The organism is Hylemonella sp. GW821-FHT10B10, assembly GCF_059415585.1.
On sequence record NZ_JBWKNN010000002.1, the window covers coordinates 431,125 to 451,370 of the forward strand.

19 protein-coding genes are annotated in these 20,246 nt (G+C 65.1%); 4 read left to right on the forward strand and 15 right to left on the reverse strand.

Translation table 11 applies throughout. The annotated features are described in order from the left end of the window. Positions 1-6: 6 nt before the first annotated feature. Entirely contained in the window at positions 7-942 is a 936-nt protein-coding gene (gene ispH / locus AC07NT_RS12255; RefSeq protein WP_498598768.1) for a 4-hydroxy-3-methylbut-2-enyl diphosphate reductase, read from the reverse strand. Positions 943-944: 2 nt separating this feature from the next. Further along, positions 945-1,394, reverse strand: coding sequence for an FKBP-type peptidyl-prolyl cis-trans isomerase (locus AC07NT_RS12260; RefSeq protein ID WP_498598767.1), 450 nt, complete (start codon positions 1,392-1,394; stop codon positions 945-947). 47 nt (positions 1,395-1,441) lie between these two features. On the opposite strand from AC07NT_RS12260, the gene radC reads away from it, so the two are divergent. Continuing rightward, a complete protein-coding gene (gene radC, locus AC07NT_RS12265) occupies positions 1,442-2,116 on the forward strand; it encodes a RadC family protein (protein WP_498598766.1) in 675 nt (224 codons plus the stop codon). Then, positions 2,116-2,757 (forward strand): Smr/MutS family protein, encoded by a 642-nt coding sequence (locus AC07NT_RS12270; protein WP_498598765.1) that lies wholly within the window; start codon positions 2,116-2,118, stop codon positions 2,755-2,757. Before radC ends, AC07NT_RS12270 begins: the two co-directional genes overlap by 1 nt. 1 nt (position 2,758) lies before the next feature. Here AC07NT_RS12270 and AC07NT_RS12275 read toward each other — a convergent pair whose 3' ends face one another. The 9 genes from AC07NT_RS12275 to AC07NT_RS12315 form a co-directional block, all read right to left on the reverse strand. After that, positions 2,759-3,163: a group II truncated hemoglobin gene (locus AC07NT_RS12275; protein ID WP_498598764.1), complete on the reverse strand. Its 405-nt coding sequence runs from the start codon at positions 3,161-3,163 to the stop codon at positions 2,759-2,761. Between the two features lie 56 nt (positions 3,164-3,219). Further along, positions 3,220-5,739 carry an ABC transporter permease gene (locus AC07NT_RS12280; RefSeq protein ID WP_498598763.1) on the reverse strand — a complete coding sequence of 840 codons (2,520 nt, stop codon included), beginning with the start codon at positions 5,737-5,739 and terminating at the stop codon, positions 3,220-3,222. Positions 5,740-5,870: 131 nt separating this feature from the next. After that, on the reverse strand, positions 5,871-6,719 hold the full coding sequence (locus tag AC07NT_RS12285) for a formate dehydrogenase accessory sulfurtransferase FdhD (protein ID WP_498598762.1): 849 nt from the start codon (positions 6,717-6,719) through the stop codon (positions 5,871-5,873). 70 nt (positions 6,720-6,789) lie between these two features. Beyond that, on the reverse strand, positions 6,790-7,128 hold the full coding sequence (locus AC07NT_RS12290) for a hypothetical protein (RefSeq protein ID WP_498598761.1): 339 nt from the start codon (positions 7,126-7,128) through the stop codon (positions 6,790-6,792). 21 nt (positions 7,129-7,149) lie between these two features. Further along, complete coding sequence (locus AC07NT_RS12295; RefSeq protein WP_498598760.1) at positions 7,150-8,319, reverse strand: formate dehydrogenase subunit gamma; 1,170 nt, start codon at positions 8,317-8,319, stop codon at positions 7,150-7,152. Between the two features lie 14 nt (positions 8,320-8,333). Then, complete coding sequence (locus AC07NT_RS12300; RefSeq protein ID WP_498598759.1) at positions 8,334-8,555, reverse strand: hypothetical protein; 222 nt, start codon at positions 8,553-8,555, stop codon at positions 8,334-8,336. Further along, positions 8,552-9,175, reverse strand: coding sequence for a formate dehydrogenase FDH3 subunit beta (gene fdh3B / locus AC07NT_RS12305; protein ID WP_498598758.1), 624 nt, complete (start codon positions 9,173-9,175; stop codon positions 8,552-8,554). Before fdh3B ends, AC07NT_RS12300 begins: the two co-directional genes overlap by 4 nt. Before the next feature lie 11 nt (positions 9,176-9,186). Next, positions 9,187-12,147, reverse strand: a complete 2,961-nt coding sequence (locus AC07NT_RS12310; protein WP_498598757.1) for a formate dehydrogenase subunit alpha — start codon at positions 12,145-12,147, stop codon at positions 9,187-9,189. Between the two features lie 26 nt (positions 12,148-12,173). Next, entirely contained in the window at positions 12,174-12,380 is a 207-nt protein-coding gene (locus tag AC07NT_RS12315) for a formate dehydrogenase (protein WP_498598756.1), read from the reverse strand. A 429-nt stretch (positions 12,381-12,809) separates the two neighbouring features. Between AC07NT_RS12315 and AC07NT_RS12320 the strand changes: the two genes are divergently transcribed. Next, positions 12,810-14,195 (forward strand): sigma-54-dependent transcriptional regulator, encoded by a 1,386-nt coding sequence (locus AC07NT_RS12320; protein WP_498598755.1) that lies wholly within the window; start codon positions 12,810-12,812, stop codon positions 14,193-14,195. Then, complete coding sequence (locus AC07NT_RS12325) at positions 14,192-16,303, forward strand: sensor histidine kinase (RefSeq protein WP_498598754.1); 2,112 nt, start codon at positions 14,192-14,194, stop codon at positions 16,301-16,303. Before AC07NT_RS12320 ends, AC07NT_RS12325 begins: the two co-directional genes overlap by 4 nt. Before the next feature lie 4 nt (positions 16,304-16,307). Here AC07NT_RS12325 and AC07NT_RS12330 read toward each other — a convergent pair whose 3' ends face one another. From AC07NT_RS12330 to AC07NT_RS12345, 4 genes are read right to left on the reverse strand one after another with little or no spacing between them, the layout of a single operon-like run. Continuing rightward, positions 16,308-16,946, reverse strand: a complete 639-nt coding sequence (locus AC07NT_RS12330) for a TorD/DmsD family molecular chaperone (RefSeq protein WP_498598753.1) — start codon at positions 16,944-16,946, stop codon at positions 16,308-16,310. A gap of 12 nt (positions 16,947-16,958) precedes the next feature. Continuing rightward, complete coding sequence (locus AC07NT_RS12335; RefSeq protein ID WP_498598752.1) at positions 16,959-19,055, reverse strand: 4Fe-4S binding protein; 2,097 nt, start codon at positions 19,053-19,055, stop codon at positions 16,959-16,961. Beyond that, positions 18,982-19,611 (reverse strand): DUF3306 domain-containing protein, encoded by a 630-nt coding sequence (locus tag AC07NT_RS12340; protein WP_498598751.1) that lies wholly within the window; start codon positions 19,609-19,611, stop codon positions 18,982-18,984. The genes AC07NT_RS12335 and AC07NT_RS12340 overlap by 74 nt, the downstream gene beginning before the upstream one ends. After that, positions 19,604-20,164 (reverse strand): DUF3305 domain-containing protein, encoded by a 561-nt coding sequence (locus tag AC07NT_RS12345; protein WP_498598750.1) that lies wholly within the window; start codon positions 20,162-20,164, stop codon positions 19,604-19,606. The genes AC07NT_RS12340 and AC07NT_RS12345 overlap by 8 nt, the downstream gene beginning before the upstream one ends. Positions 20,165-20,246: the final 82 nt, after the last annotated feature.

A 20,246-nucleotide genomic window follows, 5' to 3' on the forward strand; every position in this document is an offset into this window, starting at 1 on the left:
GGTTGCTCAGGCCTTCAAGCCCTTGGGCAGGGGGAACTTGATGGTTTCCTCGATGCCATCCATCTTGCGCACAGCCACGGCCCCCAGGGCGCGGATGCGCTCGATCACCTGCTGCACCAGGATTTCCGGGGCCGAGGCACCGGCCGTCAGTCCCACGCGGCCCTTGCCCTCGAACCACTCGGGTTTCAGTTCCTCGGCGTTGTCCACCATATAGGCATCGGTCCCCAGCTTCTTGGCTACCTCACGCAGGCGATTGCTGTTGGAACTGGTGGGGCTGCCCACGACGATGACCACGTCCACCTGGGGGCTCAGCAGCTTGACGGCGTCCTGCCGGTTCTGCGTGGCGTAGCAGATGTCCTGCTGTTTGGGTTCGCGCACCTGGGGAAACCTGGCCTTCACCGCCGCCATGATGCTGGCCGCATCGTCCACGGAAAGTGTGGTCTGCGTCACCACGGCCAGCTTGCTGGTCTGCGCGGGCGACACATGTGCCACATCGCTTTCGTCCTCCACCAAATGGATGCCGGAATCGAGCTGGCCCATGGTGCCCTCCACCTCAGGATGGCCCTTGTGGCCGATCATGATGAACTCGTAGCCTTCCTTGTGCAGCTTGGCCACCTCGACATGGACCTTGGTCACCAGTGGACAGGTGGCGTCGAAGATCTGGAAACCACGGGCTTGCGCCTCCTGCTGGACAGCCTTGCTCACACCGTGGGCCGAGAACACCAGCGTAGCGCCGGGCGGCACATCACTCAGTTCTTCGATGAAGATGGCGCCCTTGGCCTTGAGGTCGTTGACCACATAGGTGTTGTGCACGATCTCGTGGCGTACGTAGATCGGACGGCCGAACTTGCTCAGCGCACGCTCGACGATCTCGATCGCCCGGTCCACCCCGGCACAAAAACCGCGCGGTTCGGCCAAGAGAATTTCTGCCTGCGAACCCATGGTCATAACACCCCGATCAGTTGTACTTCAAAGGTCACCGGCTGGCCGGCCAGCGGGTGGTTGAAGTCGAACAATACAGCCTCCTCGCCCAGCTGGCGCACCACACCGCCGAACTGCCCCTTGCGGTCGGGCGTGGGGAACTGCACCACATCACCCACCGCATACTGCTCGTTCGGGTCACCCAGTTCACGCAATTCCTTGCGCGAGAGCCATTGCTGCATATCAGGGTTGCGCTCGCCGTAAGCGCCCGGGGGCAGCTCCAGTGTCGTATGCACCCCCTCCTCCAGCCCCATCAGCGCGGCCTCGACACCCGGGGCAAGTTCGCCCGTGCCCAGGGTCAACGTGGCCGGCTTGCCCCCGAAGGTATTGATGATGTCGCCAGCCGGCCCGGCAAGGCGGTAATGCAGCGTGAGGAAGGCGCCGGGCTGGACCCGGACAGGGGTGGTGGTCATGAAAGTCCCGATAAACTGGGCTCCATTGTAAATTTTCAGGCTCCCTCATGCCCCTGAAAGACCTTCCCCCTGACGCGCGACCCCGCGAAAAGCTGATCGCCCGCGGTCCGGGGGCACTGAGCGACGCCGAATTGCTGGCCCTGCTGCTGCGTACCGGCCTGGCCGGCAAGGGCGTGCTGCAACTGGCGCAGGAGCTGATCGACAGCTTTGGCGGCATGGCCGGCCTGCTGCATGCCAGCGCCGATGACCTGAAACGCATCAAGGGCCTGGGCCCGGCCAAACGGGCCGAACTGGTCGCCGTGCTGGAACTGGCCCGCCGCGCCCTGGCCGAACAGCTGCGTGAGCGCGCCGCGCTGGACACACCCCAGGCCGTCAAGAACTATTTGCAGCTGCAGCTGGCCAGCAAGAAGCACGAGTGTTTTGCCGTGCTCTTCCTGGACAACCAGCACAAGCTGCTGGCGCTGGAAGAACTCTTTCGCGGCACCCTGGCGCAAACCAGCGTCTACCCGCGCGAAGTGGTGCTGCGCGCCTTGCACCACCATGCCGCCGCCGTGGTGCTGGCGCACAACCACCCCAGCGGCACGGTGCAGCCTTCGCGCGCCGACGAGGCGCTCACGCAAGCCCTCAAGGCTGCGCTGGCCCTGGTGGACGTACGCGTACTGGACCATGTGATCGTGGCACCGGGCCTGGCGCTGTCCATGGCCGAGAAAGGCCTGATCTGATGGTCAAGATCAATACGCTGGCTGACCTCAAGCAGGTCAAGAAAGCCATCGAGGCCCAGGCCAAAGCGGAAGCCGAGCGCAAGGTTGAAGCGGCCAAGCGGGCACGCCAGGCCACGGCGGACAAGGACCTTTTTCTGCAGGCTGCCGGCAAGGTGCAGCCCTTGCAGCAGCCGGCCAAGGCACAGCTCAAAAAAAGCCAGCCTCCAGCGCGCCCCCTGCAACACCAGATCGATGAGCAGGCCGCGCTGCAGGAAACCCTCAGTGACGAATTCGACGCCAGCACGCTGCTGGAGACCGACGAGCACCTGAGCTACCGCCGCCCGGGCATCGGCCCGGACGTTACCCGCAAGCTGCGCCGCGGTGAATGGTCCATCCAGCGCCAGATCGACCTGCATGGCCTGCGCACCGAGGAAGCCCGTGAAGCCCTGGGCCAATTCATCCGCGAAGCCAACCAGCAGGGCATACGCTGCGTGCGCGTGGTGCACGGCAAGGGTCTGGGTTCACCGGGCAAGACACCGGTGCTCAAGGGCCGGGTACAGAGCTGGCTGGCGCAGAAGAAGGAAGTGCTGGCCTTTGTGCAGGCGCGGCCGGCCGAAGGTGGCGCAGGGGCGTTGGTGGTGTTGCTACAGCCCGCCGGCTAAGTCAGCCGGGGGTGTTTCTCATCCAGTCAGCCGTACCAGCGAAAGACTCGCGCAACTTGCCGCGCAATTCTTCATCGATGCCCACCTCTCCCATGGCCTGGTCCATGCACGCCAGCCACTGGTCGCGCTCGACCAGGCCGATCTTGAAGGGCATGTGCCGCGCGCGCAGGCGCGGGTGGCCGAAGCGTTCGGTGTAGTGCTGCGGGCCGCCAAGCCAGCCGGTGAGGAACCAGAAGAGTTTCTGTCGGGCATCGGTCAGCACGCTGCCGTGCGCGGCGCGCAGTTCCTTGTAGCCCGGCTCCAGGTCCATCAGGTCATAGAAGCGTTCGACCAAGGCATGGACCTTGGCTTCGCCGCCTATCCATTCGAAGGGGGTAGCGGGTCTGGTTTGCTCTTCAGATGTCATGCCCGGATTATCCCAGCGCTATAGACAAACGCCCATGGCTACTGAATTGATAGCAATCAGGTGGCCGCCTGTCGCAAGGTCTGCACCACCGGGCGGCGCAGCACGCTGCGCAAGCCCCACCAGCCGGCGAACCAGGCCAGCAGCGCGCCGCTGACGGCGCCCACGGGCAGCAGCCACCAGGTCACGCTCCATTCGAAGTTGAAAACGTAACGCGCCAGCGCCCAGCCCACCACAGCCGAGACCACGGCGGCCAGAGCCCCGGCCAGGGCCCCAACGCCCGCCAGTTCAGCTCGTTGTACTTGGCGCAACAGGCCGCTGCCCGCACCCACGGCGCGCATGATGGCGTACTCACGTGCGCGTTCCTCGCGCGTGGCGGTGACAGCCGCGAACAGGACCACCAGGCCGGCGGCCAGCGTGAAACCGAAGAGAAACTCCACCGCGCGACTCACCTGCTCCAGCACACGCTGCACCTGGGCCAGGGTGGCGCTGAGATCCACCACGGTGATGTTGGGAAACTGGCGCACCAGCGTGTTGTCAAAACCAGGACGGTCAGGCGCCCGGAACGCTGCGAGGTAGGTGACAGGCAACTCGGGCATCTGGCTTACAGGGTAGAGCGCGAAGAAGTTGGCCCGCATGGAACCCCAGTCCACCTTGCGCAGCGAGGTGATGGTGCTCTCTTTCTGCAGGCCGGCAATATCAAAACGCAGCTTGTCGCCGAGCTTGAGGTTCAGCGTCTTGGCGATGCCCTCTTCCATGCTGATGCCGTTCGCATCCTCCGCCGTCCAGCGCCCCGCGACGATGGGGTTGTGGCCCGGTGATTGAGCGCTGTGCGAAAGGTTGAACTCGCGCTCGACCAGGCGCTGGGCCCGATCGTCTTCGTAATCCTGCGCCTGCACTGCGCGGCCGTTGATGGCCACCAGGCGGCCACGGATCATGGGAAACCAGTCGTAGCCCGTCACGCCCGCCTCGCGCAGCTGGCGCTGGAAGGCCTCGCCCTGGTCGGGTTGCACATTGATGACAAAGCGGTTGGGCGCGTCGGCCGGGGTGGCCTGGCGCCAGCTGCTGATCAGGTCAGTGCGCAGCAAGACCAGCAACAGCAGCGCCAGCAGACCCACAGCCAGGCTGCTGACCTGCAGCACGGCGTAGATGGGCCGGGCCGAGAGCTGACGCGTGGCCAGCACCAGCCAACGCGGCGCCGTGTTCTCGCGCACCACACGGCGCAGCAACAGGACGGCGCCCCAGCTGGCCAGCGCAAAGACGGCCACGGCGCCACCAAAACCACCCACAGTGATCAGCCCGAGCTTGATATCGCTGCTGGCTGCCAGCAGCAACACGGCAAAACCCAGCACACCCAGCGCCAGCACGCCGACCGACATGGGGCGCAGTGTGCCCAGATCGCGCCGGATCACGCGCAGCGCCGGGACCTGGGCCAGCTGCAGCACGGGCGGCAGCCCGAAGGCCAGCATGAGCGTGAGGCCCATGCCCAGGCCGAAGAAAACGGGCCACAGGCCAGGCGCTGGCAAGGCCGTGTCCACCAGGCCTGCGAGCAGCAGCACAAAGACATGGTGCACAGCCCAGCCCAGGGCCACACCCAGAACACCACCGGCCAACCCCACGAGCAGGAACTCCAGCGCATGGCTGCGTGCGATGGTGGCTTGCGACAGGCCCAGCACGCGCAACATGGCGCAATCGTCCAGATGCTGATTGGCAAAAGAACGCGCTGCCAGGCCCACGGCCACGGCACTCAGCAGCGCGGCCAGCAGGGCCACGAGGTTGAGGAATTTCTCGGCACGCTCCAGCGTCTGCGCCATTTCGGGCCGGCCGCCCTGCAGGGCCTCGATACGCACCCCACGCAGCTGTTCGCGTTCGACGGTTTCATTGGCGCGTTTGACAAAGGCGTTGACCACCTTGTCCTCTCCAGCCACGGCCAGACGGTAGACCAGGCGGCTGGCCGGCTGTACCAGCTGCGTGGCAGCCAGGTCACCCTGATGGATCAGCGCGCGCGGCGCGAAGTTGATGAAACCGGCTCCCCGGTCAGGCTCCACGCCGATCAGGCGCGTGATACGCAGAGCTGCTTCGCCCAGCAACAACTTGTCACCCACCTTGAGCCCGAGCGCATCCAGCAGGGCGGGATCCACCCAGGCCTCGCCTGCGGCGGGAATCTCGCGTGTGGCTACCGCCGGTCCACCGGTTTCGGTGCTTACGGTGAGCTGCCCGCGCAGCGGGTAACCCGCCTCCACCGCCTTGAGGGAGACTAACCGCGTGGCACCGCCCTGCGCCTCACTGGCGCGCGCCATGGTCGGAAAACTCAGCGAGCCGGAAACCTGCAGTCCGCTGGACTTGGCCAGCGCCAGCAGAGAAGCCGACGTAGGGTTGTCGCTAACGATGACAGCATCACCGCCGAGCAACTGACGCGCATCGCGCTGCATGCCGCCCTTGAGACGATCGGCGAAAAAGCCCACGGCGGTCAGCGCCGCCACAGCCAGCGTCACAGCCAGAATCAGCAGGCGCAGCTGGCCGGCACGCAGATCACGCCAGAGGGTTTTCCAGGCAAGTTGCCAGAAGGTGATGTTCATGGGGCTAGCTTAGGGGATTTCTGTGTCTATGTGCACGAGCAGGGTTTTCGCCTGGCCAGCGAGCTAGGTGCGCCAGCTCGGCGGTCTCGCCCCAGCAATACAACGCTAGAAATCACCCAAGCAGGAAAAAATTAAGCCGCAGCCCGCAACTTCGGCCCAGCCAGTTCCGGCTGCAGCACCAACCGCGCCGGAGACGTATAGCAATAGAAATGCCGCCCCGTAGCCCGCCCAATCGCACAAAGCCCCACGCGCTCAGCAACAGCATGCCCCATCTGCGTGATCCCGCTGCGCGAAACCACGATAGGCACCCCCATCTGTGCCGACTTGATGACCATCTCGCTGGTCAAGCGTCCGGTGGTGTAGAACACCTTGTCCCCGCCGTCCACCACAACTGCGTCCTGCAGCCACATCCACCCCGCGATGGTGTCGATGGCGTTGTGGCGGCCCACGTCTTCGACGAAGAGCAGCATCTCCTCGCCGCGGAACAAAGCGCAGCCGTGCACCGAGCCGGCGGACTTGTAGGTGCTCTCCTGCAGGCGGATGGCGTTGACGATGCCGTAGAGCTGGGCCTGCGTGAGCGTGGCCTCGGGCAGCTGGATCTGGTCCACCTCGTCCATCATGTCGCCGAACACGCTGCCCTGCCCGCAGCCTGTGGTGACCACACGCTTGGAGGTGCGCTCTTCAACATTGGCGATGCCCTCGCGGGTCTTGACGGCGGCAGCGCCCACGTCCCAGTCCACGGTGATGGATTCGATCTCGTCCACCGAACGCACCAGGCGCTGGTTGCGCAGGAAACCCAGCACCAGCAGTTCCGGGTAACCCCCCAGGGTCATCAACGTGACCAGTTCACGCTTGTCCACGTAGACGGTGAGCGCCCGCTCCGCCGGGATGGACAGGGATGTGGCCTCACCGTGCTCGTTGACGGCCGTGACTTCGCGCGTGAGCGGGGCCTGGGCCCGGGTGAGATATGGCAGGGACATGGATGGCAGCGTACAACAAAACGGGCCGGACTTTACAGCCCGGCCCGTGAGACCGCGAAGCCTGTGCGGATCAGGATTTCTTGGCTTTTTTCTTGTCGGCTGCCGGCGCAGCAGCAGGGGCTGCTGCGGGGGCCGGAGCAGCGGCCGTGTAAACGAAGGGGCCCGGGTCGGCGCAAGGGGCCGTGGCCACCGGCTTGGCGTCCTTGCTGGCCTTACCCGACTTGCGGTACTGGGCTGCGACCTTGTCCTGGGACTTGCACAGCTTGTAAGCGTCGACCTTGCCGGCGTGCGCGGTCTTGGCGGCAGCCTCGGCAGCCGTCGCCTTGGCGGCATCACTGGGCGCAGGCAGCTTGGCCAGAGCGGACAGGCTGAGAGCGCAGGCGGCGATGAAGATGGTGATGGATTTCATGGTGACCTCTCTTCTGGGTGTTCAGGCTTTGGCGGGAGCACCGGGCGCAGCCGGCTGCGTACGCTGGGCCGGGATCTTGCCGGCCTTGATGTCGTCGTACCAGAGTTCGTGGTGTTCCTTGGCCCAGGTTTCGTCGACATAACCGGTCTTCATGGCGGTGTAGGCGCCGGACATGCCGACCGTGCCCATGTAGATGTGGCCGATGAACATGGCCATCATCAGCACCGTGGCCACAGCGTGGACCATGTGGGCGATCTGCATGCTGCCGCGTTCGTAGATCATGCCCGGGACCAGCTTGTCCAGGAACAGGCCTGACGCCACGACGATCAATCCCAGGACGAACACGCCGGCCCAGAACAGCACCTTCTCGCCCGCATTAAAACGGTGTGAGGCCACCTCGTGCCCGGACAGCAGGCCACCGCCCTTGACCAGCCAGGTGATGTCTTCCTTGCGCGGCAGGTTGTCCTTGACGAAGGTGATGATGACCACCACCAGCGAGACCGCGAACACCGGACCGGCAAAGTTGTGCAGGTTCTTGAGCACATAGGTCAGCCAGCCGTACAGGGCACCACCGATGACCGGGTGCAGGAAGAACTTGCCGAAGGCCATGACCAGACCGGAGATGGCCAGGATGCAGAAGGCGATCGCGTTGGCCCAGTGGGCCGAGCGCTCGAAGGCAGTGAAGCGCTCTATCTTGCGGCCGGTCTCGGCGCCGTGCAGTTGCATCGTGCCCTTGCGCCAGTAGAAGATGCCCACCGCACCCAGTGCGATCAGGATCAGCGCGCCGCCATAGGGAATGATCCACTGGTTGCGCACCTGACGCCAGGCTTCGCCGGCATTGGTGAGCATGGAGCCCGGATACTGCACAAAGGGCTGGATCAGGTTGCCGGCTTCAGGCGCCTGGCTCTTGGGCAGGCTGCTGTAGCCCGTGACGCCGGAGCCGACCTGACGCCACACAGGCGCGTTGTTGCCGGGCTGAACTTGGCTGCGCTCGGCATTCGTCTGCGTCGCGTAACCCGGCTCTTCACTGGCGTCGGGCTTCACGTCGAAGATGTTCTGGCCCTTGATGCCACCCTCGGCTGGTGCCGCCTTGGCCGGCGGCGCGTCGAGCTTGAGTTTGTCCTGCTGGGCCAGGGCCGGAGCGGCCCAGCCCAGGGCCATGCAAAGGGCCAGCGCAAGCACTTTTTTCATGAGGCGTCCGATCTTCAGTTGACCCGGTTGTACTCGTTCTGGCCGTATTGGCCTCGCGCCTTCAGCTTGGACTCCCAGCTGGCCTTGTCGCCAGCTTTCCAGCCCGGCTCGGCGTAGGCCTTGCCGGTGCCGGTGTAAGCGCCCGTATCCTGCTTGGCCCCACCGATGGTCTGCTGGGCTTCACCGCAGGCAGCCAGCAGCAACGTGGCGCAAATGATGGTCAGTGCCTTTTTCATGACTTGGCTCCTGCGGGTGTGGGCTTGCCAGCCTGGCGTGAGCCATAGGCCGTGCCCCAGCCCCAGACTTCGGCGCCCTTGCCGCGCTGCAGCACGCGGGTGCGGAAGATGTCCGCCACCATGTCGCCGTCACCGGCGAGCAGGGCCTTGGTCGAGCACATCTCGGCACAGGCCGGCAGCTTGCCTTCGGCCAGGCGATTGCGCCCGTATTTCTCGAACTCGGACTGGCTGCCATTGGCCTCAGGGCCACCGGCACAGAAGGTGCACTTGTCCATCTTGCCGCGGACACCGAAAGTGCCCTGCGAGGGGAACTGCGGCGCGCCGAAGGGGCAGGCGTAAGAGCAGTAGCCGCAGCCGATGCAGATGTCCTTGTCATGCAGCACCACACCCTCGTCGGTGCGGTAGAAGCAGTTGACCGGGCAGACGGCCATGCAGGGCGCGTCGCTGCAGTGCATGCAGGCCACCGAGATGGATTTCTCGCCAGGCACGCCGTCGTTGAGCGTGACCACGCGGCGGCGGTTCACACCCCAGGGGACTTCGTGTTCGTTCTTGCAGGCGGTGACGCAGCCGTTGCACTCGATGCAGCGCTCGGCGTCGCAGACAAATTTCATTCTTGCCATGACGTTACTCCTCAGGCTTTCTCGATGTTGCAGATCGTGGTCTTGGTTTCCTGCATCATGGTCACGCTGTCATAACCATATGTAGTCGCCGTGTTGACCGCCTCGCCGCGCACGATGGGCGCCGCACCCTTGGGGTAGTGGGCCAGCATGTCGGCACCTTGCCAACGACCGGAGAAGTGGAAAGGCATCCAGACGGTGTCGGACGCGACGCGCTCGGTCACCAGGGCCTGCACATTCAGCTTCGCACCGGTCGGGCTGTGCAGCCAGACCCGCTCGCCGTTGCGGATGCCGCGCTCGGTCGCCGTCTTCGGGTTGATTTCCACAAAGGCTTCCTGCTGCAGTTCGGCCAGCCAGGGATTGGAGCGGGTTTCCTCGCCGCCGCCCTCGTACTCGACCAGACGGCCCGAGGACAGGATGAGCGGGAACTTCTCGTGCAACTTGTCGGCGATGTTCTTGGTCTGCACGCTCTTGTACAGCGTGGGCAGGCGCCAGAAGGCCTTCTTGTCGTCGTGCGTCGGGTACTTGGCCATGAGCTCGGGCTTGGTACCGTAGAGCGGCTCGCGGTGCTGCGGCACCGGATCCGGGAAGTTCCAGACCAGGGCGCGCGCCTTGGCGTTGCCGAAGGGGTGGCAGCCGTGGTTCTGCATGAACACGCGGATCATGCCGCCCGAAGGATCGGTCTTCCAGTTCTTACCCTCGGCCGCCTTGGCTTCGGCTTCGGTGAGTTCACCCCACCAGCCCAGCTTCTTGAGCAACACGTGGTCGAGCTCCGGGTAACCGGTGGTGATGTCGGCGCCCTTGGAGTAGGAACCGTCTTCGGCCAGCAGGTTCTTGCCCTCACGTTCCACACCGAAGTTGGCGCGGAAGTTGCCGCCGCCGTCCATGACGTGGCGGGAGGTGTCGTACAGGTTGGCCGAGCCCGGGTGCTTGAGCTCGGGCGTACCGTAGCAGGGCCAGGGCAGGCCGAAGTAGTCGCCGGACATGTCGTAGCCGGTTTCCTTGTCCACCACCTTGCCCTTGCATTTGAGCGTCTTCACGTCGAAGGCGTTCATGTTGCGCATGTGGGCCTTCAGGCGCTCCGGGCTCTGGCCGGTGTAGCCAATGGTCCAGACGCACTTGTTGATCTCGCGCAGGATGTCCTCGGGCATGGGCTCGTCCATGCCCTTGACCTTCTGCATCTTGTAGTTCTTGGACAGCTCCTTGGCAAAGCCCAGCTTCTCGGCGAACTGATGCATGATCATGTGGTCGCTGCGGCTCTCCCACAGCGGGTCGATGACCTTCTCACGCCACTGCAGCGAGCGGTTGGAGGCGGTGCAGGAACCGCTGGTCTCGAACTGGGTGGCCGCCGGCAACAGGTAGACCGCGCGATTGGGGTTGAGGTCCTCCGGCTTGCCGGGCATGGCGGCCATGGCGGCCGTGGCCGAGGGGTAGGGATCCACCACCACCAGCAGGTCCAGTTTGTCCATGGCGCGTTTCATCTCCAGACCGCGGGTCTGGGAGTTGGGCGCATGGCCCCAGTAGAAGACACCGCGCAGATTGGAGTCCTGGTCGATCAGCTCGTTCTTCTCGAGCACGCCGTCGATCCAGCGTGACACGGTGATACCGGGCTTGCTCATCATGGCCGGCGAAGCGAACTGCTTCTTGATCCACTCGAAGTCCACACCCCAGGCGTTGGCAAAGTGCTTCCAGGCGCCTTCGACGATGCCGTAGTAACCCGGCAGCGAATCGGGGTTAGGGCCGACGTCGGTCGCGCCCTGCACGTTGTCGTGGCCGCGGAAAATGTTGGTGCCGCCACCGGACTTGCCGACGTTGCCCAGGGCCAGCTGCAGGATGCAGGAGGCGCGCACCATGGCGTTGCCGATGGTGTGCTGGGTCTGGCCCATGCACCACACGATGGTGCCCGGGCGGCTCTCGTGCAGCATCTTGGCGACCTTGGCCATCTGGGCCTCGGGCACGCCGCAGGCTTCCTCGACGGCGGCCGGGGTCCACTTGGCCAGCACGTCCTTCTTGACCTCTTCCATGCCATAGACACGGTCGTTGATGTACTTCTTGTCTTCCCAGCCGTTCTTGAAGATGTGGTGCAGCAGGCCGAACAGGAAGGGGATGTCCGAACCCGAGCGGATGCGCACGTACTCGTCAGCCTTGGCCGCGGTACGCGTGAAGCGCGGGTCGACCACGATCATCTTGCAGCCGGTTTCCTTGGCGTGCAGCATGTGCAGCAGGCTGACGGGGTGGGCTTCGGCGGCGTTGGAGCCGATGTACAGGGCGACCTTGCTGTTCTGCATGTCGTTGTACGAGTTGGTCATCGCACCATAGCCCCAGGTGTTGGCCACGCCGGCCACCGTGGTGGAGTGGCAGATGCGCGCCTGGTGGTCACAGTTGTTGGTGCCCCAGAAGCTGACGAACTTGCGCATCAGGTAGGCCTGTTCGTTGCTGTGCTTGGACGAGCCGACAAAGTAGACGCTGTCCGGGCCGCTGGCCTTGCGCAGCTCCATCATGCGGGCGGTGATCTCGTTGAGGGCCGTATCCCAGCTGATGCGCTCATACTTGCCATTCACGAGCTTCATCGGATAGCGCAGGCGGTACTCACCATGGCCGTGCTCACGGATGGAAGCGCCCTTGGCGCAGTGCGCACCCAGGTTGATCGGGGAATCGAACACCGGCTCCTGCCGCGTCCACACACCGTTTTCCACCACGGCGTCGATGGCGCAGCCGACCGAGCAGTGCGTGCAGACGGTGCGCTTGACTTCGATCTTGCCATCGCCCACGGCCACCTTGTCGGCAGCCCTGGCCTTCTTCACCAGGGTCAGCTGCGAGGCTGCGAGACCGACGCCCAGGCCCAGGCCCGAACGGCGCAGGAAGGCGCGGCGATCCATGGTGGGCAGGGCCTGCGACAGGCCGCGGCGCAGGCTGTGCACAAAAGGCGAGCGAGCGGTGGTCTCGGTCGCCGGGGATTTCTTGGTGAGCAACATGTCTCTCTCCAGCTTGGTTCTTCGATTCAGAGGCGAGTGGTCTGGTAGTACTGCTTGACGTGTTCCGTCAGCTGGTAGCCGCCACCTTTTTCAGGAGCGGGCTTGAGTTCCGGGGCGGCCTGCTCGGCCGGCTTGGGGACCGACATCAGGCCGGCCACCGCGGCCACGGCACCTGCGGTGCCCGCGCCTGCAAAGAGGGTGCGACGTGACAATTTCCCTTGGGGTTGACTCATGCTGGGTCTCCTGGATGGTTCCACATAGGAACTTAAATACATAACAAGCCTGCGCAGAATTTAGCAACGTGCATGGGTTTCAGCAAGGGAGACATCCCTCGGGCGGCAAAGGCACCGTGTCCGCAGTGTTGGATGCCACGCCCTTAATTCAGGCTTCACTGATATAAATGTGATGCGCTCTCACGCATCACATCAGGGCTCCGTCCGCATGGATCATGGGTTTGCACCATTGCTGCTGTGCAATAAGCCTCATGGGCCGGACAGCTTGACGCCAAGCCCGCGACAAGTTGTCGCACAGCGCACCCAGGCAGATAAGAATGCGTCCCAATACGAGAGTGGCCAACCTGTTGTGCCAGGGTCAAATCCAGTATTCCCGAGGAAATCACTCAAGCGCGATCGATAGAATCGGCGCAACCTTCATCGCACAACGTGACCCAGACGCAGCATTCTCCCGACGGCGGCAAGACAGCCGAGGGCTGGCCCTACTGGTCCATCCTGGTGGTCGACGACGAACCGGGCATGCGCAACTTCCTGGTCAAGACCCTGGCGCCACGCTGCCAGACCGTGATGGAAGCCGGCAGCGCCGAGGACGGCGCAGAACTGCTGCGCAACAACCACGTCGACCTCATCATCCTGGACATCGCCTTGCCTGGCCGCAACGGCGTGGAATGGCTCAAGGACCTGCGCGAACATGGCTACACCGGCCAGGTCATCCTGATCACCGCCTTCGCCGACCTGGACACCGCCATCGAGGCGCTGCGCGCCGGCGCCTCGGACTTCATCCTCAAGCCCTTTCGCGTACCGCAGATCCTCAACGCGGTGCGCCGCTGCTTCGAGAGCGCGCGCCTGTCACGGGAGAACTTCGTGCTGCGCCATGCGCTCTCACGCAGTCAGTTCGCCGACAACGGACTGGTCGGCAGTTCGGCGCAGATCGCCGAACTTTCACAGTCCGTGCGGCGCGTGGCCACCGTCAACAGCACCGTGCTGCTGCAGGGCGAATCGGGCACCGGCAAGGAACTGGTGGCGCGCGCCCTGCACGCCCTGAGCCCGCGCGCGCAAGGCCCCTTTGTGCCGGTGAACTGCGCCTCGGTCTCGCCCGAACTCATGGAAAGCGAGCTCTTCGGCCATGCCAAGGGCGCTTTTGCCGGCGCCACGCGCGCGCGCGACGGTCTCTTCTATTACGCCCAGGGCGGCACGCTCTTCCTGGACGAAGTGGCCGAGCTGCCGCTGCCGCTGCAGGCCACGCTGCTGCGCGCGCTGGAGGACCTCACGATCCGGCCCGTGGGCAGCCAGCAGTTGCTGCCGGTCAACGTGCGCATCATTGCAGCCACCAACCGCTCGCTGCAGCAGGAAGTGGCCGAAGGGCGCTTTCGCAAGGACCTGTACTACCGCCTGCAGGTGGTGGAGATGTCGCTGCCGCCGCTGCGCGAGCACAAGCAGGACATCCCCGAACTCGTGCAACATTTCATCGAACGCCTGGCCCCGCTGCTGGGCGCCCCACCGCTGCAGATCACGCCGGCCGAGATGGACTACCTGATGCAGTACGACTGGCCCGGCAATGTGCGCGAGCTGCGCAACCTGGTTGAACGCTCGCTGATCCTGGGCACGCTCAACGTCTCCGCGCTCTACGCCATGGACAAACGACGCAGCGCCGCCAGCAACACCGCCCTGCCCACCGACCTGCACGCCCTGGAAAAGCAGCACATCCTCTCCGTGCTCGACTCGGTGCAGGGCGACAAGACCCAGGCTGCCCAGTTGCTGGGCATCTCACGCCGCACGCTGGAGCGGCGTTGCGCCGAGTGGGCCCTGTCGTGAACCTGCCGCGCGTGTCCACGGCGGCGCTCGCACCGCGCTGGCTCACGCATTCCATCCGCAACAAGCTGCTGGCCATGGCCCTGCTTCCCTTGCTGGTGGTGCTACCCCTGCTCGTGGGTGCGCTGCTGCTCTGGGGGAATGCCGCCTACGACCGCCTGCTCATCACCAAGGTGCGCAGCGACCTGGCAGTGGCGCGGGGTTATTTCGAACAGGTGCTCGCCGAGGTCGGCTCGGGCACACACGCCGTGGCAGCCTCGCACGCCCTCTACCTGCCCCTGCAGCGGCGGGACAGGGTGGCGGTCCAGGCCCTGCTGGCACGTGAAAGCCAGCGTCTGGGCTTTGATTTCATCAACCTCTACCAGCTCGACGGCCGGCTCATCACGGCCGACTGGCTGCCCGCGGCCATTCCGTCGACCACCATCCGCGCACCGGCCAGCGGCGTCGCCGCCATCAGCGCCCGCGTCAGCACCGACCAGGCTAGTCTGGCACGGCTGGAGCCCACTGAACTGCTGGCCCTGGCACCGCACCTGGCCCCGCGCATCCACATCCCGCTGATCCCCACCCGCGGCGCCAGCCCCACCACGCGCAACGTGGAAGACCGTGCCCTGGTCATGCTGGCAACCACACCCGTGCGCGATGCCGACGGCACCATAGTGGCCCTGCTGCGCGGCGGTGTGCTGCTCAACCAGAACCTGCCTTTCATCGACCACATCAACCGCATCGTCTACCCCGAAGGCTCCCTGCCCTTCGGCAGCCACGGCACGGCCACGCTGTTCATGGACGACGTGCGCATCACCACCAATGTGCGCCTGTTCCAGGACGAACGTGCCATCGGCACACGCGTCTCGCAGGCCGTGCGCGAGGCTGTGCTCACGCATGGTGAAACCTGGCTGGACCGCGCCTTTGTGGTCAACGACTGGTACGTCTCGGCCTACGAGCCGCTGCTGGACGCGGCGGGCGAGCGCACGGGCATGCTCTACGTGGGTTACCTGGAAGAGCCCTTCCGCTACGTCAAGTACGGCATGCTGGCCTTGATCGTCGGCATCTTTGGGGTGGTGATGGTGCTGGCCGCCCTGTTCTCGCTGCGCTGGGCGCGCAGCATCTTCCGACCGCTGGAGCAGATGAACCTGACCATGCAGCGCGTGGAAGAGGGCGACACGGGCGCGCGCGTGGGGCCCGTGTCCGCGCGCGACGAGATCGGCGCGCTGGCCGGCCATCTGGACCAGCTGCTGGACGTGATCGACGACAAGACCCGCGCGCTGCAGCGCTGGGCCCAGGAACTGGATGCCAAGGTGATTGCCCGCACGCAGGAACTGGCGCAGAGCAACGCCTCGCTGCAGCAGGCGCAGCAGCAACTGGTCAAGTCGGAAAAACTGGCCGCCATCGGCCAGCTGACTGCCAGCGTGGCGCACGAGATCAACAACCCCATCGCCGTGATCCAGGGCAACCTGGACCTGATGCGCGAGACCCTGGGCGCGCAGGCCACGCCGGTGCAGGCCGAACTGCAGTTGCTGGACCAGCAGGTCGAGCGCATGCGCCTGATCGTCACCCAACTGCTGCAGTACGCACGGCCCACCGAATACGCCGGGTACGTGGAAGCCGTGGATGTGAACCAGACGCTGGAAAACTCGCTGGTGCTCGTGGCCCACCTGCTGGCGCGCACGCGCATCGAGGTGGAGCGGGACCTGTTGGCCACCGCACGCGCCGGCGTGAACCGCCAAGAATTGCAGCAGGTGGTGATCAACCTCCTGATCAACGCCCTCCAGGCCATGCCCGAAGGCGGGCGCCTGCGCCTGCGCACTCGCAACCGCGAGGACGGCAGGACCGGTGTGCTGCTGGAGATCAGCGACAGCGGGCCGGGCCTGAGCGAACGTGTCAAGGAACGCCTGTTCCGCCCCTTCTTCACCACCAAGAACGACGGCAACGGCCTGGGCCTGTGGATCAGTGTGGGCCTGGTAGAGCGTTACGGTGGCAGCATCGAGGGCCTGAACCGCCGCGAGCTGGGCGAGGACGTGGCGGGCGCGACCTTCCGTGTCTGGTTGCTGACCGAGCCATTGGCCCCGCAGGACGACGGCCCGACGGGCCCCATGGAAGCGCGCCGGGCTTAGCGCTCTAAGCCAGCATGTCGAAACCCTGCATTTCGACGCTGACGAAAGCGCGTGTGAATTCCGCCAGCCCCGCATAGAAGCGCGCCCGCGGGTGGGCCGCAATGGCATCGCACATGAGGTTGGCCCAGGGCTGGAGGTGGGCGGCGAAGAACTCGCGTTGTTTCGTCAGGTTGGCCACGGCCACGTCATCACCGGCGATCAGGTAACGCATGACCTCGCAGAGGTAGGCCATGTGGTCCTCGGTCTCGGGCATGGTCTCGTCGCGCGCCAGACCCATGGCCGCCAGATCGTCACGCAGCTTGGCCAGGGGTTTCTCGTTGAGGAAGCCGCTGAGGTAGTGCGACCCGAAAAGATAGATCTCAGGCTTGCCCACGCCGCCGAAAAGCGCGTTGTATTCCGTAGTGACAGTCTGCAGGTCCAGATCGCGCGCCGCACTGACCAGGCCGCGCCAGGGCTCTTCAAGAAAGCCGCCTTCGGCCGGCGCTTCGGTAGCGGCCACACGCAGCTGTTCGAACAATTCCTCACCGGGTGGTGCGTAATACAGCGCGGCCAGCAGGCCGTAGACCTCGGCGCGTGCGGTTTCCTCGTCAAGTGTGCCGCCTTGCGCCAGTTGAGCTTCGTTGGATTCAGTTTGGGTGCTCATGCGGGGCTCCACTCAGAGGTCGGTGATCTTCGATTCGTTCGGGTTGCTGTAGATGTCGATCACACGGCAGTCGCCGCACATCTTCAGCCGTTCCAGCGCTTCGCCCTGGAACATGGAGTGCCCTGCCAGCTTGCCCAGCATGCCCTCGATGGCCTTGAGCGTGCCGAAGGGCTTGCCGCAGCGCACGCAGGCATAGGGCTGCATCTCGTTGATGACCACGGGGTCCTTGCGTTGCGGCGTCAGACGCAGCTGCGGAAGCAGCGACAGCGCCTGTTCCGGGCAGGTCTTCACGCAAAGGCCGCACTGCACACAGTTTTTCTCGATGAACTTCAGCTGCGGCGCGTTGGGGTTGTCCTGCAACGCGCTGGCCGGACAGGCATTAACGCAGCTCAGGCACATGGTGCAGGTGTCTTTGTTGATGGCCAACGCACCCAGGGGCGAGCCCTGGGCGGGCAGGGCAATCACTTCCGGCTTGGGCTCGGCCAGCGGCGCGTGGGTCAGCAGGTGGTCCAGCGCCAGTTCCAGGGTGGCGCGTTTGTCGGCCTGCACGGCAAAACCGGCGGGTTTGGCCACGCCCTGTGCAGCGGGGGCCTGCAGTTCGGTGTCCAGTTCGCTCAGGTCGCGCGCATCGCGCGCGCGCAGGATGCGGAAATGTTCGCCTGTGTAACCCAGGCCGTTCAGGATGGCCTGCGCCACATCCATCTGCGCGCGCACCGCTTCCCGGTACTGCGGCGCTTCCTCGCCCGTCATCAGCACCCAGACATTGCTGGCACCGTAGGCCACGGCCGAGAGCCAGACGTCCACGCCCAGCGAAGCGGTGTGCCAGACCGCCACCGGCAACACACGGGCGGGCACGCCCAGCACATCCTGGTCCACACGCGCAGCGCGGCCCAGGTCGCCGATCAGCCGGGTGCCGGCCTGCTGGCTGTGCAACAGCAGCGCGGGCTGCTTGCCGCCTGCGCGCAGGTAGGTGGAAATCAGAGTCTTGAATTTCACGCCCTGTTCGCTGGCACGCGGGTAGGCAAAGGTCAGCGCGCCGCTGGGGCAGACCGTCGTGCAGGCACCGCACCCCACGCAGAGATTGGGATTCACCTTGATCTGCTGACGTTCGTAGTCGCTGCTGACAGCCGAAGCCGAGCAGACGTCGATGCAGGCATTGCAGCCCACCTTCTCGTTGCGGCTGTGCGCGCAGAGTTTCTGCTTGTAGACGAAGAACTTGGGTTTCTCGAACTCGCCCACCAGGCCGCGCAGATCAATCAGGGTGCGCTGGTTCTGTCCATCCCAGGGGAAATACCCCTGGGGCTTGGCGTGCTGCGTGAAGGCCGGTGCAGCGCGCAAATCCAGTACCAGGTCGTAGGTCTCGCTGTCGGCCTGCGGCTCGCGCGTGAAGTCGATCGCCCCGGCCACGCCACAGGCCTTGACGCAGGCGCGGTGCGATTTACACAGATTGCTATCAATTTGATAGTCGAAGCCGATGGCGCTCTCGGGACAGGCGTCAATGCAGGCATTGCAGCGCGTGCACAGGTCCAGGTCGATGGGGTTGGTCCGCTGCCACTTGAATTCGAAGGCGCCGAGCCAGCCCGTGAGCTGCTCGATCCTGCCGGTCATCACGGGGTAACGCCGCTCCTGCATACCACCGTCCGTTCCGGGGCCGGTGCTGAAAAGACTGACGTCCAGGGTATCGGCCAGCAGATCGGCGGCACGCTCGGCCGCATCCAGCGGGCCGATGATGAGCAGGCGCCCGGCGCTCTTGTAGGTGACGGTGGGCACGGGCTCCGGATCGGGCAGGCGCGCTGCGGCCAGCAGGGCGGCCATCTTGGGCATGGCCTTGGCGGCGTCCTTGCTCCAGCCCCCGGTCTCACGGATATTGACAAAACGGATCGGCACCGCCCTGGCACCTTCGGTCTGCCCGGCGATCTCGCCGAAGAGACGGGCCTCCTGCGTGCAGGCCACCACCACGTCATCGCCCTGGCCCAGCGCCTGCTGGAAGGCGCCGGCCTCGCGCCGGCACAGGGTGCTGTGCAGCGTCAGGTTTTCATTGAGGACCGCCCCCAGACCCTTGGGGTCCAGCGGCATGGTCTTGTTGCAATCGCAAATCAGGGTCGACATGGTCTTGATCGTTCAGGTGGGCCAACGCAGCTGGGTTTGGCGACTCGGCAGGCGCCACAGCCTTTGCGGGATTATCGGTTTGCACAGCAGGCGCCGGGCTAGGGGTCAGCCCTGCCCCGGGCTTGCGGTCTTTCTCTTCCTCGTCGTCGAAGAGGTTCAGGAATTTCGCGCTGGCCATCTGGCGCAGCATGGATTCCGGCAGGGGATCGGGCAGGGAATAGTCATCGATGTAGATGTCCAGCCGGTCCATCACGTTGAAGTGCGGGTCGGTGAACAGCTTCTTCATGGCCGCGTTCTTGACCTCGGGGTCCACGTCAGACACCATGAAGCGCTTGAAATCGGACTGCGGCGTCAGGGATTGCGTGTCCTGCAGCGTGGGCGGCGCTGGCGGCACTTCCTTCGCCGGTGTCGCCACCGGCACAGTGACGTCCGCTTCGCTGCGCGCGGACGCCGGCGAAGCGGGTGCCGTCACTGGCGCCACCGGCTCCTCGATGGCCTTGCCCTCGCGCACCGCCTGCTTGCGCTGCGCCCAGCGGCCCAGGAAGCCGTCAGCCATGTTCGCCTCCGCCGTATTTCTTCTGCGTGCTCACCGAGGCCGGATTGCCGAAGCGGTCCGTCAGCGGCTTGAAACTGTCAGGCCGCTTGCGCTTTTTGGGCTCGATCACGTAGTGTTCGTCGGCATAGGCCTGGAACCAGGCCACCACATCAAGCGGCGCCGGCACCTGCTCGACCGTCTCCTGCGCGTCGAGCCAGCGTCCGGCATCGTGGTAACTCACGGACACGGCGGCCGGGCGCGGGATGGGCTCGTCGGACACCGTGGCCTCTTCCTCCATGCGCCAGAGCACGAACCAGCAGGGCGCCGGCGTGGTGGCGTTGAGGTAATAGCCCTCGGCATCATCGCGGAACAGCTCCACCGTGAAGTTCGGATGCAGCCAGTGCTCGCCGTCTTCGTCCTTGCGCAACAGGCGGGGCGACTCGCCAAAGGCGGGCTCGTGCGCCACCACGTCGGCCAGCTCCCAGCGCCAGGTCTGCCAGCGGCTCATGGGGCCCTCGATGCGCACCTTACGCATGATGACGGCCACCTGGGTGGAAGGTTGTTGGGTACCCATACATCCGTCACTGTAGCGGATAGGAAAGCCCCTGCATCAGAGTGTGTTGCGACAATTTGTCGCAACTGCATTCCGCAAGCGC